15 protein-coding genes are annotated in these 16036 nt (G+C 57.2%); 10 read left to right on the top strand and 5 right to left on the bottom strand.

The features are described 5' to 3' along the window. Positions 1-251, top strand: a 251-nt coding sequence (locus tag BM116_RS17970) for a transposase (protein WP_175494058.1), incomplete at its 5' end; no start/stop codon positions are given. A gap of 146 nt (positions 252-397) precedes the next feature. Here the strand turns inward: BM116_RS17970 and BM116_RS17965 are convergent. Continuing rightward, positions 398-1384: a YhdH/YhfP family quinone oxidoreductase gene (locus BM116_RS17965; protein WP_083729022.1), complete on the bottom strand. Its 987-nt coding sequence runs from the start codon at positions 1382-1384 to the stop codon at positions 398-400. A gap of 8 nt (positions 1385-1392) precedes the next feature. Then, positions 1393-2418 (bottom strand): protease SohB, encoded by a 1026-nt coding sequence (gene sohB / locus BM116_RS17960; protein ID WP_083729044.1) that lies wholly within the window; start codon positions 2416-2418, stop codon positions 1393-1395. A 172-nt stretch (positions 2419-2590) separates the two neighbouring features. Between sohB and BM116_RS17955 the strand changes: the two genes are divergently transcribed. The 9 genes from BM116_RS17955 (at position 2591) to BM116_RS17915 (ending at position 14202) form a co-directional block, all read left to right on the top strand. Next, the gene (locus BM116_RS17955) at positions 2591-3295 is read left to right on the top strand and encodes a histidine phosphatase family protein (RefSeq protein WP_083729024.1); all 705 of its coding nucleotides are present in this window, start codon (positions 2591-2593) and stop codon (positions 3293-3295) included. Between the two features lie 50 nt (positions 3296-3345). Beyond that, on the top strand, positions 3346-3660 hold the full coding sequence (locus BM116_RS17950) for an SCP2 sterol-binding domain-containing protein (RefSeq protein WP_083729026.1): 315 nt from the start codon (positions 3346-3348) through the stop codon (positions 3658-3660). A 217-nt stretch (positions 3661-3877) separates the two neighbouring features. Beyond that, entirely contained in the window at positions 3878-5683 is a 1806-nt protein-coding gene (gene atzF / locus BM116_RS17945) for an allophanate hydrolase (RefSeq protein WP_083729028.1), read from the top strand. A 229-nt stretch (positions 5684-5912) separates the two neighbouring features. Then, entirely contained in the window at positions 5913-6680 is a 768-nt protein-coding gene (locus tag BM116_RS17940; protein WP_083729030.1) for an SDR family oxidoreductase, read from the top strand. Between the two features lie 137 nt (positions 6681-6817). Then, positions 6818-8302: a gamma-mobile-trio recombinase GmtY gene (gene gmtY, locus BM116_RS17935; RefSeq protein WP_328586214.1), complete on the top strand. Its 1485-nt coding sequence runs from the start codon at positions 6818-6820 to the stop codon at positions 8300-8302. A gap of 1 nt (position 8303) precedes the next feature. Continuing rightward, positions 8304-10937 carry a gamma-mobile-trio integrase GmtZ gene (gene gmtZ, locus BM116_RS17930; RefSeq protein WP_083729034.1) on the top strand — a complete coding sequence of 878 codons (2634 nt, stop codon included), beginning with the start codon at positions 8304-8306 and terminating at the stop codon, positions 10935-10937. Continuing rightward, positions 10934-11602, top strand: a complete 669-nt coding sequence (gmtX, locus tag BM116_RS17925) for a gamma-mobile-trio protein GmtX (RefSeq protein WP_083729036.1) — start codon at positions 10934-10936, stop codon at positions 11600-11602. The genes gmtZ and gmtX overlap by 4 nt, the downstream gene beginning before the upstream one ends. Further along, entirely contained in the window at positions 11595-12035 is a 441-nt protein-coding gene (locus BM116_RS17920; protein ID WP_083729038.1) for a VPA1267 family protein, read from the top strand. Before gmtX ends, BM116_RS17920 begins: the two co-directional genes overlap by 8 nt. After that, on the top strand, positions 12028-14202 hold the full coding sequence (locus tag BM116_RS17915; RefSeq protein WP_083729040.1) for an AAA family ATPase: 2175 nt from the start codon (positions 12028-12030) through the stop codon (positions 14200-14202). The genes BM116_RS17920 and BM116_RS17915 overlap by 8 nt, the downstream gene beginning before the upstream one ends. 124 nt (positions 14203-14326) lie before the next feature. On the opposite strand, the gene BM116_RS17910 is transcribed toward BM116_RS17915, so the two are convergent. The 3 genes from BM116_RS17910 to BM116_RS17900 form a co-directional block, all read right to left on the bottom strand. After that, positions 14327-14683 carry a DUF3703 domain-containing protein gene (locus BM116_RS17910; RefSeq protein ID WP_083729042.1) on the bottom strand — a complete coding sequence of 119 codons (357 nt, stop codon included), beginning with the start codon at positions 14681-14683 and terminating at the stop codon, positions 14327-14329. A 64-nt stretch (positions 14684-14747) separates the two neighbouring features. Beyond that, entirely contained in the window at positions 14748-15644 is an 897-nt protein-coding gene (locus tag BM116_RS17905) for a cation efflux transmembrane domain-containing protein (protein ID WP_014420764.1), read from the bottom strand. 89 nt (positions 15645-15733) lie between these two features. Next, positions 15734-16036 (bottom strand): integrase core domain-containing protein (locus BM116_RS17900; RefSeq protein WP_139222375.1); only part of this gene is annotated, 303 nt, incomplete at its 5' end.

Here is a 16036-nt window from a genome sequence, read left to right as displayed (position 1 = left end):
GCAAGCGCATCTATGCCAGGCGCAAGGAAACCGTCGAGCGCAGCTTTGCGGACGCCAAGGAGCTGCACGGGCACCGTTATGCCCGATTCCGTGGACTGCGCAAGGTAATGAAACAGTGCCTGCTGGCAGCCGCCTGCCAAAACATGAAGAAGATTGCCCGCCTGCTGGCGATGCTTTTACGCCTGCAATCCGGGATAAGGCGCGGCACTTGGCTGCGAGGCTGGAAATGGAGCTGCTCGGACGGTTTTTAGCGGTTAGCAGGCTAAATTACCCGACACCTGCAAAATCATTACAAACACCCCAGAAAAACGAAACCCCGCGAAAACACGGGGTTCGTCAGCAGTCTGACCGGGGCTCTGCCCCGGTTTTTTTATTCCTGCGTGACGCTGTCAGCTGACTAACCCAGATTGACCACCACGCGCCCGGTCATCTTGCCGGCGAGAATGCGCTCGATCTCTTCGGGCAGCTCCTCCAGCGAAATCTCCCGCTCCAGGTTGTGCAGGTCGGTCTTCCACTGCAGCGACAACCGATCCCACATGGACGCCTTGACGACCAGCGGCAGCTCGACAGAGTCCACACCCAGCAAGTTGACGTTGCGCAGAATGAACGGGAACACGCTGGCCGCAAAGCCGCCACCGGCGGTCATCCCGCAGGTTGCCACGCTCGCACCGTAACGCAGCGACTTGACCACGTTGAACAGGATGTCGCCGCCCACGGTATCCACCGCACCAGCCCACTGCTCCTTGAGCAGCATCTTTTCCGTACCACTTTGCAGCGCCGTACGATCAACAATCTGGCTGGCACCCAGACGCGTGAGCATATCGGCCTGCAGCGCCTTGCCGGTCGCGGCAGCCACCTCGTAGCCCAGGCTGGACAGCATGGCCACAGCGATGCTGCCCACGCCTCCGGTCGCACCGGTGACCAGTACCGGGCCCTGACCCGGGGTGAGACCTGCCTGCTCCAGCTTGTCGATACACAGGGCCGCCGTCAGGCCGGCAGTACCCAGCACCATGCTGTCACGCAGGGAAAGCCCCTCAGGACGCTTGATCACCCAGCTCGCCGGCACCCGAATGTACTGGCCAAAGCCACCCGAGGTGCCCATACCCAGGTCGTAACCGGTCACAATCACCTCATCGCCCGCCACCAGTTCCGGCACCGAGCTGGCCTCAACCACACCCGCCGCATCGATACCGGGGGTGTGCGGGTAATTGCGGGTGACGCCCTTGTTACCGCTGGCAGACAGCGCGTCCTTGTAGTTCAGCGAGGAGTAACGCACACGAATCAGCACGTCGCCTGCGGGCAGGTCATCAACGTGCCGCTGCTGTACGGCCGAGACGTAGCGTCCATCCTGCTCAGATACCACCAGCGCCTTGAATTCAGACATATTCGCTCCTACCAGAATCGTTGATTGTGAAAGCGTGAAGCCCAGGTCACCAGCAGCTTGTCGGCCGCCTGTGACAGGCCACCGGACAGCCGCTCCTGCAGCCGCTTACGCTGTTCAAATTGCACCTCAAAGACGTCAGCCTGGCGAACGCGCTCGCACAGATACTGATCGCTGGTCTTCAACTCGTCACTCAGGCCGCGCGACAGCGCTTCGCTGCCAAACCAGACCTCGCCGGTTGCCACCGCATCAATATCCAGTGTCGGGCGGTAGCGGGCGACAAAATCCTTGAACAGGCGGTGAATGGTTTCCAGGTCTTCCTGAAACTTCTCCCGCCCCTTTTCGCTGTTCTCACCAAAGATAGTCAGTGTGCGCTTGTATTCGCCAGCCGTCAGCATCTCAAAATCGATGTCGTGCTTCTTCAGCAGACGATGCACGTTGGGCAGCTGGGCCACAACACCAATGGAGCCAAGCATCGCAAAGGGTGCGGCCAGAACCCGGTCGGCGATACAGGCCATCATGTAGCCACCGCTGGCCGCCACCTTGTCGACGGTAATGGTCAAGGGGATTCCTGCCTCGCGAATCCGCACCAGCTGCGAGGCCGCCAGACCGTAGGCGTGAACCATGCCTCCGCCGCTTTCCAGGCGCACCAGCACTTCATCGCTTGGGCGTGCGATTTCGAGCACCGCACTTACCTCGTGACGCAGGTTTTCCAGCGCGCTGGCCTTGATGTCACCGTGAAAGTTGAGCACGTAGACGCGGCCGCGCTCGTCCGCCTGCGGGTCCTTGCTGCGGGCTTTGGCCTCCTGCTTGCGTGCCTTGAGCTGCGCCTTGCGCGCCTGCTTGCTGAGCACCAACTCGCTCAGCTGCTCGTTCATGCGCTGGAAACGGTCATTCAGACGACTGACCTGCAGCGTCCCCTCTGCCCGCTTACCGCGGCCCTTGCTGGCCGCGATCAGCACTATTAAGGCACCAACAACCAGCAGCACCGTCAGCGCCTTGGCGAGGAAAAAAACATACTGATCAAACCATTCCACTGCGCTCTCCACCATATTCCAATAGACTGCATAAGCACTCAAGCATACAGCAACGCATGGCGCATGAGCGGTGCTGAGGCAGGCAAAATTCAAACGCTCGTATGATTTTTTGTTGACAGCCTCAGCGGCTCAAGCCTAACCTCAACGCATAACACAAAAGGGACCGGGGATTGTGGGCAGTATCTACCTGATCAGACACGGGCAGGCGTCACTCGGCGCAGCCAACTACGACGAACTGTCCCCGCTGGGCGTGCGCCAATCCCAGCTATGCGGCGAGTTCCTGCACCGCTGCGGCCTGCGCATCGATGCCTGCTATGCGGGCGATCTGCGCCGCCAGATAGACACCGCCCGCCACTGCCTGGCGGGGCTGCGCCAACCCGAAACCGATATACAGATTGATCCGGCGTTTAACGAATACCACTCCGACCCTGTCATGGCCGCCTACCTGCCCCGCGTACGCGACCACATCCCGGACACCGACTTTTACCTCGCCAATGCCGGACAGTACCGCAAGGAATTTCAGCGTATTTTCAGCATGGCCGTGACCCTGTGGATCACCGACGACAACCCGCCGCAGGGCTGCCCCACCTGGCAAAGCTATGTAGACCAGGTGTCCGGCGGCCTGCAGCGCGTCATGGCCGCCAACACCGGCAGCGGCCAGAACATCGCCATCTTCGCCTCGGGCGGCACCATTACCGCCGCCCTGCAACTGATCACGCAAATGCCAGCCACCAGCGCCTTTGAGCTTAACTGGCAAATCGTGAACACCTCTGTCAGCCGACTGCAGTACCGGGCGGACAAGGTAAGCCTGGCTGCCTTCAACAGTCAGGCACACCTGGACATCCACCAGCGTCCGGAATGGATCAGCTACAGATAACCGCGACGGCGCATCCCGCCCCGTCACCTCAACCAGCATAGGAACGACCGATGACTACCGTTGCAGAAATCACCAGCCAGATGGAATCCAAGTTCAACTCAGCCGCTGCAGCCGGTCTGGATCTGGTATTCCAGTTCAACATCACCGACGACGAGAACTTCAACGTTACCGTCAAGGATGGCACCTGCGCTCTGGCCAAGGGCGAAGCTGCCGACCCGAACGTCACCCTGATCATGGACAAGGAAACCCTGGTCGGCGTCATGACTGGCGAAACCGACGGCATGCAGGCGTTCATGGGCGGCAAGCTGCGCGCCGAAGGCGACATGATGCTGGCTCTCAAGCTGGGCGAACTGTTCCCGGCCTGAGGCAATAGCCAGAGGGGCGCCTCCAGGCGCCTCTCTCCGCCCCGCAATCAGGCAGACTGGCAACCAGTACGCCCCAGAACCGGGCACATAACTATCCCCTCGCTCCGCCCTACCACCTGCAAACCACCTAACCATCTGATTTTATTAAAATTACCCATAGAGGCATGCGACTTGCTTTAGCCAATACCATCTTGTATCCAAGACGGTATTCAACACTATGAGCAACAGCACGACCGGTTTTACCCTCAGCGAATGGCAACAAGCCTACCAACAACCCGGCGTCACCCCGGACACCCTGCTGCCCGCTCTGCGTGCTCAGCTAGGCGAGACCGACAACGCCTGGATCAGCCTGGCCAGTGCCGAGCAACTGAGCAGCCAGCTGCAAGCCTTGGCGGCGCAGCTGGAGGCCGCCAATGGCGACCTGACAGCCCTGCCTCTGTACGGCGTTCCGTTCGCTATCAAAGACAACATTGATGCTGCCGGCTGGCAAACCACCGCCGCCTGCCCGGCCTTTGCCCACGAGGCCGAGGCCGACGCGGCGGTGGTCACCCGCCTGCGCGCTGCCGGCGCCATTCTGATCGGCAAGACCAACCTCGATCAGTTTGCCACCGGGCTGGTTGGCACTCGCTCGCCCTACGGCGCCGTCGCCAACACCTTCAACCCCGATTACGTCAGCGGTGGCTCCAGCTCAGGCTCGGCCAGCGTAGTCGCCCGTGGACTCGTACCCTTCGCCCTGGGCACCGATACGGCCGGCTCAGGCCGGGTACCAGCCGGTTTCAACAATATCGTCGGCCTCAAGCCGACCCGCGGCTGGCTGTCCAACCGCGGACTGCTCCCGGCCTGCCAAACCCTGGACTGTATCTCGATCTTTGCCCTTACCGTCGAGGACGCCGAGCAGGTAGCCGGCATTGCGGGAGGTTTCGACGCCGCCGACCCGTACAGCCGCAGCAACCCCGGCAGCGCACCGGTAGGTACCGCGCAAACACCGCGCCTGGCTATCGCCAGCAACCCCGAGTTCCACGGCGACCAACAAATGCAGGCTGCCTATGAAGCGGCACTGGAGCAGTGGCGCGCACTGGGCGTCGAGTTGTGCGAGATCGACTTTGCCCCCTTTGCCGAGCTGGCTGCCCAGCTCTACCAGGGCTCCTGGGTAGCCGAGCGCACGGTCGCCGTAGATGGCGTCAACCCGGAGGATATGGACCCGGTGGTACGCACCATCACCGCCGGCGGCGACAAGTACAGTGCCTGCGACGCCTACCGCGCGGAATACACCAGAGCCGAACTGTCGCGCCGCATCAATCTGGTGCTGGCCGACTTTGACGCCCTGCTGGTACCCACCTCACCAACCATTCGCCGCATCAGCGAAATGCAGGATGAGCCGGTGCTCTACAACAGCCAGTTCGGCACCTACACCAATTTCACCAATCTGGCCGACCTGAGTGCGCTGGCGTTGCCTGCCAGCTTCCGGGCCGACGGGCTACCGGCCGGCGTCACCCTGATCGCCCCGGCCTGGCATGACTACGCGCTGGCCAGCCTGGGCAAGCGCTGGCAGCACAGCCAGGGCCTGCCCCTGGGCGCCACCGCACGCCCCTGCCCGGCGCCATCGGGCAACAGCAAGCCTGATCCCGGCTCGGTCCGTGTTGCGGTGGTCGGCGCGCATCTGACCGGCATGCCGCTTAATTTTCAGCTCACCAGCCGCGACGCCTGCCTGGTAGAGCAGACGCTGACCTGTGCCGACTACCGGCTCTACGCCCTGCCCGGCACCGTGCCGCCCAAGCCGGGCCTAGCGCGCGTCAGCGAAGACGGCGCGCAAATCATTGTCGAGCTGTGGGATGTACCGGTGGCACGCTTTGGTGAGTTTGTAGCCGAGATACCACCGCCGCTGGGCATCGGCAATCTGGAGCTGGCCGATGGTCGCTGGGTCAAAGGCTTCATCTGTGAGCCTGCCGCACTCAGCGGTGCGCGAGACATTACCGGCTTTGGTGGCTGGCGCGCCTTTATTGCCAGCCAGAACGCCTCCTGAGAGCCACCACCGCCGGCAGCGCCAGCAGCCGGCGGTGGTCCATTGATTCAGCCAATGGACCGGCAACACCCGGTCTAATCGTCCGGCACATTCCTTGTTCCTGCGTAGCGGCTGCTTTAGATTAACCGGTCATGTCGCCCTGCCTGGCGCCCGCAGTCACCCTGTGGCCGCTGCGCGGCATCTAATCAGCGCCTCTGCAAGGAGGCAGAACGAGATCAAGGATCAAGCCATGCAAAAGACCCAACTGTTCGACCTCGACGGCAAAGTAGCTCTGGTAACCGGCGCCAGCCGCGGCATCGGCGAAGCCATCGCCAAGCTGCTGGCCCAACAGGGTGCGCACGTGATCATCTCCAGCCGTAAGATCGAAGACTGCCAGGCCGTCGCCGACGCCATCGTTGCAGCGGGCGGCAAGGCTTCTGCCCAGGCCTGCCACATCGGTGACATGGAGCAGATCGTCGCCACCGTCGCCGCCATCGAAGATCAGTTCGGCAAGCTGGACATTCTGGTCAACAACGCTGCCGCCAACCCCTACTTCGGTAACGTGCTGGACACCGACCTGGGCGCTTTCCAGAAGACCGTCGACGTCAACATCCGCGGCTATTTCTTCATGTCCGTCGAAGCCGGCAAGCTGATGCGCAAGCACGGCGGCGGCAACATCCTGAACGTCGCTTCGGTCAACGGCGTGGTGCCCGGCCAGCTGCAGGGTATCTACTCCATCACCAAGGCTGCGGTCATCAACATGACCAAGGTCTTCGCCAAAGAAACCGCCCAGTTCGGCATTCGCTGCAATGCGCTGCTGCCAGGCCTGACCGACACCAAGTTCGCCTCGGCGCTGACCACCAACGACGCCATCCTCAAGCCAGCACTCGAGCGCATTCCGCTGGCCCGTGCAGCTGACCCGTCAGAAATGGCCGGCACCGTCCTGTACCTGGTGAGCGAAGCCTCCAGCTACACCACCGGCGCTGCCATCAACGTCGACGGCGGCATGCTGTCCTGATTGCCAGCCAGCAATGAAAAAGGCTGCCCGCGGTTCTGTATAGTACATAGAACTGTGTAATTTTGATAAAAACCCCCTTAATTGGGGGTTTCTTTTTCCTGAAGAATGAACTATATGTATAGTGAATACTATGTAATATGTGTAGGGCATCAAGGATGTTTGCAACGAAGGTTACAGCCAAGGTAGTTCAGGACCAAAGTGGAGTGGCCACAGAGATTCCGGTCATTCTGACTGACCAAGGGGTTTTGGGGTCAGTCACAGATTATGTGCTTAGCCTTCACCTAAACGGCATCTCACTTTCAACAATCACTAACCATATTCAGTCGATTAGGCTCCTCATCGAGTTCATGAGTGCCAACGAAGGCATGTTCGATGAACCCGAAGCGTTGTTCGCCGCCTTTGTCCGACGGCTCTATAGCGGCACCATCGGTGAAGATGGATTGGACCCCTCTGGCCTTTATTGGATACCGGCCAGCAATGGCACGATACATCGACACATCAGCAATCTGACGAATTTCACCAATTGGCTCTCGGATAAAGGTCTGGGCAAGCCTCTTAATACCTTGCGCACAGCCACTCGACATGAGGAGCGCATCCAGTATGCCGCTTGGTTTAGGCGCAATCAGAACGATTTCCTCGGACACATCAAAGACAAATCGACCAACAATACTGTCAAGAGAGCCCGCAGCATCAAGGGCAGAACACCTCTGGCAAGAACCAATGACGATGCTATTGCCTTTCCTACGGGAAAGTTTGAAGACTTCTACATGAATGGCTTGGGAGGAGCCAAAGACCCGCGAGTTGCGCTGCGGGACAAGCTTATCTTGCTCCTGATGCACGCGGCCGGGTTGAGGCGTAGCGAAGCGCTGCTGCTGTGGGTCACAGATGTCTTTGAAGACCCCTCTGATCCGGATCGGGCAATCGTGAGAATCTACAACGAGATAGAAGGTAAGGCACCTGAAGGATGGAAGTCCCGAAAAGGGATAAAAACACGCAAGGCGTACCTACAAGAAAAGTATTCACGCATACCGCGTCAGGAGATGCAAAACACCCAGCATCTCGGCTGGAAATCCAAAACCCTGGATCACAAGGATGGTTACTTGGAGGCGTATTTTTTCCCGCAGGAGTTTGCTCGGATATTCATGTTGCTGTGGCGACAGTATTTGGTTTTCCGTGCATCGTTGGAGTGCCATCACCCCTATGCGTTTATCAGCTTCGACTCTCGCTATCTAGGCAATCCCTACACCTACAATGCCTTTTCCCAAAGCTACGCGGCTGGATTAAGACGAATTGGCCTCGAACCCAACAAGAGCGTAGGGCTCGATCCTCATGGCCATCGCCACAATTATGGGCGTCGATTGACGGATGCCGGGGTCGATCCACTCATTCGCAAAAAGTGCCTGCATCACTCAAGCCTGGAGTCTCAGGTTCCTTACACCATGCCCTCCAGCATGAAAGTCTCAAATGCGCTATCTCAGGCATCAGAGCAACTTCAACTGGAATCGGATAAGGAGAAGCCTCCAACGTCTTTCGACTGGAAGACGTTGGCCGAACACGGCTTTGAAGACCTCGATCCTAACGGCCACTTCACGGGCAAGAATCCACGGTTAGGGAAGCGATAACATGACCAAAAAATTCAAGGGGAAAGGCTATTCCACCGACCTGAAATTAGGATGGGTCACTTCTGATCTTGGATCAAACTGGCTTCAGTGGCAGCAGTACGCCGCTGAATGGCTAACAACGAAAGACACAAACCTTAGTGCGCGTTTGGAGGCTATCAGAAAATTTCTTCTTTACCTGAACGCGAAAGCCCCGTATGCCGCTGATGTGGCGACGATGTTCAAGGGCCATCCGAGCGGCCACAAAGTGTCGAATGAAGAATTGGATGCCTTTATGGTTAGCCGTGGAACGACTGCTGATAAATCTAAATACATTTCTTTTATCGTCGATTTATGCGACTACATTCTCAAGCATCATCTAAGTGCCGAGGATGATCACGGCGTCGAGCGGCCCCTGTTCCCTAATCCGTTCGAGAAAATCAAGGCAAATAAATCAAGCACCGAAACCGTCCACAGCCCGTTACCCTATCGCTATATCCAGCAAGTCAGGCACATCCTCTGCCCCTATCCAACCGATGACCCTGGCAATAAAACGCCATGGGTCGGGTTTCATTTCCGGGACTGGCAGTGGGCCATCGATCACCTTCAACCTGGCAATCAGGCGTGGATGGAAGTGCCTCCAGAGGTTATTGATCCCGATGATCCGGATTGCGTCGCCCGTACACGGTTGGTCCAACGGAAAATCGGTAAATTATTCAAGTCTGTGACCATCCATGAAATCTGGTCGCCGGTGTTGGCGATGTTTCTATTTACCAAACTCCATCTGCCCCTTCGTTCTTACCAGGTACGGTTTCTGGACTCCGGCGAAGGCGATACCTGGCGTTACGAGAGCGGTCATTGGGTGGAGAACACCAAACACCGCTTCAAGTACGGGACGCCCAAACGCCCTTACCAGAAAGGCGTCTTCCGGCGCATTTACGACTCGATGACGGAGAGTTTTGCCACCGGTCTATATATCTCCACCAACAAAACCGCCGATCAAAATAAAGACGAAATTCAGCGAGGGTATACCATCCCCTGGCAGCACGAAGAACTGCTGTATTGGCTGGAAAAACTCCGCAACTGGCAGGAAAAATATAACCCCATCGACCGATTGGTGAATGGTACCGAGCTTCAAAGAAGACATGTTGGCAAGGCCAAATCCAAGAAGCAATTAACCGAGATGGGCGAGTTTGCCTTTTTGTTCCGGGAGCGGAATTCGGCTTTACCGATTGGCTATACCTTCCCAGACAGTCCCTGGTATCGTCTGCTGTCCAAACTGGAAGAGGATGTCTTCCAGGCGGGTCAAGCAATGGCCAACGGAGACCGCCTTCAGTTCGTGAAAGATTACGGCGAGGACTACGAGGGTCAAGAATCATCCAAGGTGGCAACGGAATACCCGCTTCACAGCCTTCGCGTGTCGCTGATCACCTGCTACACCATGGACACTGACCTGCCGTTGCCAGTGATTTCCAAGCTTTTGGCCGGCCATACCCGGTTGCTGATGACGATCTACTACAACAAGATCACGCCCTCGGTGATGGCCGAGAAAATGAATGAGGCCGACTCCGCCCTGGTTGAACGCGGGGAAGCGTCCCTGAAGAACTTTCTTCAGGACGCAGAGATGAGGCAGATCAAGCTCCGCACTGCCTTCCACGCTGATACATACAACTCTGTCGCAACCGTGCTGGCGAACCGGAATCCGATTGGCTGGGAAGAGCGGGCCACCGGTCTGTGCCTGGTCGGAGGCAACTCCGTGCGTTCGGATGAGCTAGCCATCGTTGGGGGCTGCTGGAACGGCGGCCCCCTCTTTAGAGATAGTGCGACGGCACACTCAAGAGTTTATGGTTCGGTACCCCATGGCCCTGAAAACTGTCCCCGCTGTCGCTGGCACATCACCGACGCAACGTACTTGCCAGCTCTGAATTCCAAGTTCAATCAGGTCAGCTACCAGGCGCATCAGGCGGCTGAACTGGCCGTCGAGATTGAAGGCCAATTAGAGGCCCTGAAGGATGAGCTGTTCATTGCCGAGGACGAAGGCAAACCGTTTCTCAAGCACAGCGAACTTCAGGCGCTGGAGCGCCGGTACGAGAAGCAGCGCGTGGAGGCAGATGAGTACGTCAAGGACTACATCGCCATCTTCAATCTGATCAACAAAGTGGTCCAGATAGAGAATGGGCGAACGGAGGACGATGACCGTCAAAAGCTGATCGCCGTGGGGTCTGCGGAAGACCTCAACGTCAGCATGAAATTCATCGAAACTGACTCGGAATTGCTGCACCTGTCCTTGCTCTGCGAGGACGCTGAATTCTATCCCGACTTGCACGATGATCTGCGCAAAACACCTGCCATTACCAAGCGCACCAACGCCTTGAGTCGCATGATGGCCCGCTCCGGGTACAAGCCCGTCTTTCTGGAAATGGACGAAAACACACAGTTGATCGTGGGTAATGCGCTCGTTCGAAAGATGGCTAAGATCGCGGACCCAGACGACAAGATGGAGGGTTATCGAATCGCAACAAACTACATCGAAGCGCAAGAGTTCCTGGAGAACGATGGGTTGCTGAAATCGGGATTTGAGGCAATCAAACAAATCACCCCGATCACGCTGTCGTCAGGCGCTCTGAAGCGAATTCCGGCCTTGGAGGTGTTCGAATGAACATTGATGTTGATGCGATTCTGGACACCCTAAAAGACGGCAAGAGCGCGAAGACGAAGGGTTCTCTGGACAAGCTCCACGAAACGTTGAGCGCCTACTTCGACTCCGGTGCTCGGGACTTTTCCATCACCACCATTGGGCGCGTATCCGAGGAAGATGGCGGTGTGGGCTATCAATCGATTCGTGCCACTGCAAACAAGCATTATCGGGATCTGGTCGAAGCGTGGGCTGCCAAGGCGAAGACCACCACGAAGAAACCACCGGTCGGGCCACCCAAGAGAATGAGCCAAGACCACCAACTGCTGGAGCGCATTGAGGACGCGGCGGTGCGTGCCCTCTTTGGACAAATCATTCGGGAGCGGGATCGCTACAGAAGCGAAGCCAACATGCTCAAGAGCACAGCCCAGATCGTGATTGATAAGCGTCCCGCGACTTATGTGGAGCCCCAATCTGAAACCAGCGTAGAGCTGCTGCCCTCGTTAAAGGGGATCTGTTCGGAGAACGAGATCAAGGCGTTACAAACCGTCTGCACCGAGGAATGGTTGGAGAAACTCGGATTCAGAGCGAACGCACTGGGCCAAGTGAAAGATGAGCTGGGTACGGAAATCCTACCTCGCGGCTTTCTAACCGGGCTCAAGAAGATCCTGGGGGAAATGGATGAGTAATGGTCAGGAAAGAGCACGTCAGAACCTGAGTGCCTTCCAGAGCTGGGCGGCCACCCAAACGGATGACGATTTTAAGCAGATCATCTTTCGAGGCCAGCTAAACCGTGGCGAGGTAGCCAAAGCCATAGGCATCGGAAAGAGCGCGTTGCGCCAGAATCCGGCCATCAAAACGGCGCTGGACAATCTGGAGCAAAACCTGCGTGATCGGGGTGTTCTGCCAGAACTGACCGAAACCGCCCAGGCCCAGCGGTCAGAACCGAAGCGCTACGACCCTAGTGTCAACCAAAGAGCCATGGAATCGAGAAGGCTCTCAGTGCTGGAGCAGGAAAACATTGAGCTGAAGGCCCGGGTGGCAACCCTCGAAGCCAAGCTAAAACGTTACGGTGAACTGTCTGAAGTCCTCACAGAGTTCGGAGTCGCGCCCGATGCATGAAGAGTATTTCCGTGTCACCAGCTGCCAACACAACGGCTATAAATACGCGATCTTCACGGGCATTCCCCTTAAAGCCGACAGTTACAAAATCAACTCGGGCAAATACATCGTTAGCATCCGATGCGAAAACCAGTCCCTGCCTATCAAGCCGTCTGTTGGTCAGCAATGGCGGGTGCGTGGCGTAAGGACGCTGGAGACCGTTCAAGCAGGCGATTATAAGCTTCAGCAGCATTTGTATGATGCCCCAGCTGAGATGGAGTGCATGCTGCCGGAAACGGGCGAGGCGCTGATCCGCTTCATTGCCAATGAAAAGGAGTTCACCGGTATCGGTGAGGCTAAAGCACGAGCCCTCTGGGACGCTTTTGGCAGTGAACTGCACCCCATGCTCCAGTTCGAGACCTCAGAGCACAGAGGCCGCCTCAGGGAGGTTCTCAGCGAGGTTTCGGTAACCGCGCTATACAACGGGTACGCCAAGTACAAAAACCTCGCGCATGCCAACTGGTTGGCCTCTCTGGGAGTGCCGCTGCGCATTCAGCAACGCATCCTGAAATACCACGATAATCGTACCGTTGAGATACTCAAGAGCAATCCTTACGCATTGCTCGGATTCGGGATGTCTTTTGCCGATATCGATACCATTGCTGAACAGATGGGTATGGAGAAATCGGCACCGATGCGGCTCGCAGCTGCTTTAGAAAGCGCGATACGAAAAGAGGTAGAAAAGGGGCACACCTACGCCACTCATCAGGCGCTCAGGCCCGAGATGATCAAACTGCTAGGCGATAAAACTCTGGTTGCAGAGGCATTCGCCAGCGGTTATCGCAACGGCCAGTTCATTCTCAGGCCAGAGACCGGCACCTACCATCCCACCGCCCAAATCATGATGGAGTCGGTCGTTGCCAAGCGGCTCAAGGCCCTGGCCGCCAACAAGGATGAAGATGAATCCGTTTTCAAGGCGCTCACCGAGGCCGTTCAGGAGTTGCCCTACGACCTGACCGAGCAGCAGTTCCGAGCGGTTGAGTCGAGCCTGACGAATTCGGTGTCCTGCATCACGGGTGGTGCCGGTACGGGCAAGACCACGGTCCTTAGTACCGCGCTCAAAGCCTATGCCGCACTAGGCTATAAGGTTCATGCCGTCGCACTGTCGGGGCGAGCAGCCATGCGACTGCACGAGAGCATCGGATTCTTCACCATGACGATTGCTCGCCTGTTACGGGAAGAGCCGATCTCGCCGTCATTAGATGAGCCGAAGCATCTTCTGGTCATCGACGAAGCCAGTATGATCGACCTCCCGACCATGTATCGGATCGTTACGCACCTCGATCCTTCAGTACGTATCATCCTGACAGGCGATCCGAACCAGCTGCCAGCCATCGGATGTGGCAAAGTCCTCTCAGACATCGTTGAATCCGGCGCAATCGCTACGGTTGAGTTGAACATCGTCAAACGCCAAGAAGGCTCAACGAGCATCCCGGAATACTCGACTACCATCAATCGGGGCGAGGTGCCTCCATCGTTATCGGTTGGCGCAATCACGTTCCACGAGACGCCTCCGCAGCAGGTGGTCGATAAGTGCAAATCCTTGTACGCGGAGTCACCCTATAACACCCAGATCATCGGAGCCACCAAGGCTCTCGTTGGCGAGGTGAACCGTGAATGCCAAAAGCTGATCAACCCCGATGGGGAGCGCTTGCAGTTTAGGCTGCATGGCGATGACTTCTTCCTCGATATGAGAGTGGGCGACCCGATCCTCTTCACCAGGAACAACTACAACATCGGCATTCAGAATGGGTCACTTGGCATCTTATCCTCAACAGAGCGCGACACTCAGGATGGCCAAGAAACATTTGGTATCGTGACCCTGGATACCGGAGAGGCCATTTCAATTACGGATGAAGTCTTCGATTGCATGGAGCTTGGTTACGGAATCACGCTCCACAAAGCTCAAGGAAGCCAGTTCCCGAGAATCATCGTGGCAGTCCAGAAGGGTCGCATCTCAGACCGTGCGTGGCTTTACACGGCGATTACCCGTGCCGAGGCAGAGATACACATTGTCGCGCAGGCTAGTGATTTTGCGTCCATCGTGAAATCGGTAAGCAATGCCACCAAGCGGGCGAGCTTCTTGAGGGAGTTGCTGGAAGAGAGGGATTCGGGGGTTAGCCATTAACGGCACGCCCCTCATCGCCGGTCGCGGCCATCGGGACCTCTCCCTGTACCGCAACTTCATCTTAAACGATCATCGCCGGTCGTCAAATACCTCGAAATCAGCTCATTAAACAAAAGCGAACATTCTAGTCACGCCTTCCCTCCGCCTCCGAAAGCACCACTGCCAAATCCTCGGGCACCGGCATGGGTGCAAACGCGCTGACGTTTGCACGACCGGTGTTTCCGACCGGAACCCAAATTCGGGAAAAGACCAGGGCGGCAATGGTTCGGGTCAACTGCCCCAGCACCTCACGAACGTCTCTTGTTCGCCAACCCAGTCTGAGCATCCGTAAGTGGGTTGTAGCGTGCGCCAGAGCATATTTCTGGCTGAGGATATGGGCACGTTCCAGATGGGTGAAGGCTGTCTGGAAATCGCCTGCGCCTTCCGCCCTGCCTGTCGCCTCAAGCTCCGCAATATAGGATGGCTTCAGTTCACTGTGCATTGATGTTTACTCCCCGTAGATTGGCAACGGCAAGCCGATAATCGACCGCCTGCCCCCGAAAGGTTCAGCCTTTCAGTGCCAGTATGCGTTTGGCACCCATCAAGACGATGCCACCGACAATTCCGCCAATAATCAGATCTGGGTAGTTGGACCCGGTCCAGGCAACGAGCAGCCCCGCAAGTATTACCCCCAGGTTGATGACCACGTCGTTGGCTGAAAATATCCAGCTGGCTTTCATGTGAGCACCGCCTTCACGGTGTTTTGCGATCAGGAGCAGGCAACTGATATTCGCAATGAGAGCAACAGAGGCGACGGCCATCATCATTAACGACTGAGGATCACTGCCGAACAGAAAACGTCTGCTAACTTCAACCAATACCCCAGCGGCAAGGATAAGCTGGAGGATGCCTGCCACATGGGCCGCTCTGACCTGCATTTTGATGCCGTGCCCAACGGCGTAAAGTGCGAGACCGTAGACGGCGGCATCGGCAAGCATGTCTAGCGAGTCTGCAATCAGGCCAGCGGACTGGGCGATCAGGCCCATCGTCATCTCGACCAGAAACATCAGGCCGTTGATTGCCAGCAGTATCCATAAAGTGCCGGATTCTTCGCTTTCGTTGGCCTTAGAAGATTCAGCCGCTCTGACGGATTCAGCGCTGGCGTCTTCTGTCCGCTGCAAGGAAGCACCCAGGCCCAGGTTTTCCAGTTTGCTGGTAATAGGACCGGTTTCTCCATGGTGGATAATTTCCAATGTACGACCCGATAAATCGAATGACAGCGACTGAATGTTTTCAACGCCAGTCAGTGCCATTCGAATCATTCGCTCTTCCGAGGGACAATCCATTTTTGGTATTTTGTAGGTGCTTAGCTGGCTACCTGTTTCGGCGGTGGCGCGTCCCTGAAACTTGTCATCTACGACAGAGTCTTCACTACCACACTGCCCATTGCAGGGTTTGCTCATTTTCTCGGCTCCGGTTTTCGTACAAATGATGCAATTTAAAACCCTGTAGCGGTAATCCCCCCATTTTTAGTGCTCGCCAGAAGTAGAGGTCAGGCCACGAGAGCCAACTTCTGTTTGGGGGTGATGCCACCCAGGGCCATGTTTGGCCGTTCGTGATTGTATATCCATACCCAGCGCGTTGCATGCTCCTGCACCTCGGCGATGGACTCGAACAAGTAATGCCCCAGCCAGTCGTAGCGCACCGTGCGGTTGTAGCGCTCGACGTAGGCATTCTGCTGTGGATTACCGGGCTGGATATGCTCCAGTCGAATGCCGTGCTTTTCCGCCCATAGCACGAGCTTGCTGCTGATGTATTCCGGGCCATTGTCGCTGCGGATAATTTGGGGCTTGCC

The sequence above is a fragment of the Halopseudomonas pachastrellae genome, assembly GCF_900114765.1.
GTDB lineage: Bacteria > Pseudomonadota > Gammaproteobacteria > Pseudomonadales > Pseudomonadaceae > Halopseudomonas > Halopseudomonas pachastrellae.
Note: the sequence above shows the minus strand (reverse complement) of the source record. Positions and strands in the feature narration are given on the sequence as shown.

Coding starts and splice junctions, on each gene's coding strand:
- BM116_RS17965 (WP_083729022.1), bottom strand. CDS start 1,384: ATGTCTGAATTCAAGGCGCTGGTGGTATCTGAGCAGGATGGACGCTAC.
- BM116_RS17950 (WP_083729026.1), top strand. CDS start 3,346: ATGACTACCGTTGCAGAAATCACCAGCCAGATGGAATCCAAGTTCAAC.
- atzF (WP_083729028.1), top strand. CDS start 3,878: ATGAGCAACAGCACGACCGGTTTTACCCTCAGCGAATGGCAACAAGCC.
- BM116_RS17940 (WP_083729030.1), top strand. CDS start 5,913: ATGCAAAAGACCCAACTGTTCGACCTCGACGGCAAAGTAGCTCTGGTA.
- gmtY (WP_328586214.1), top strand. CDS start 6,818: ATGTGTAGGGCATCAAGGATGTTTGCAACGAAGGTTACAGCCAAGGTA.
- gmtZ (WP_083729034.1), top strand. CDS start 8,304: ATGACCAAAAAATTCAAGGGGAAAGGCTATTCCACCGACCTGAAATTA.
- gmtX (WP_083729036.1), top strand. CDS start 10,934: ATGAACATTGATGTTGATGCGATTCTGGACACCCTAAAAGACGGCAAG.
- BM116_RS17920 (WP_083729038.1), top strand. CDS start 11,595: ATGAGTAATGGTCAGGAAAGAGCACGTCAGAACCTGAGTGCCTTCCAG.
- BM116_RS17915 (WP_083729040.1), top strand. CDS start 12,028: ATGCATGAAGAGTATTTCCGTGTCACCAGCTGCCAACACAACGGCTAT.
- BM116_RS17910 (WP_083729042.1), bottom strand. CDS start 14,683: ATGCACAGTGAACTGAAGCCATCCTATATTGCGGAGCTTGAGGCGACA.
- BM116_RS17905 (WP_014420764.1), bottom strand. CDS start 15,644: ATGAGCAAACCCTGCAATGGGCAGTGTGGTAGTGAAGACTCTGTCGTA.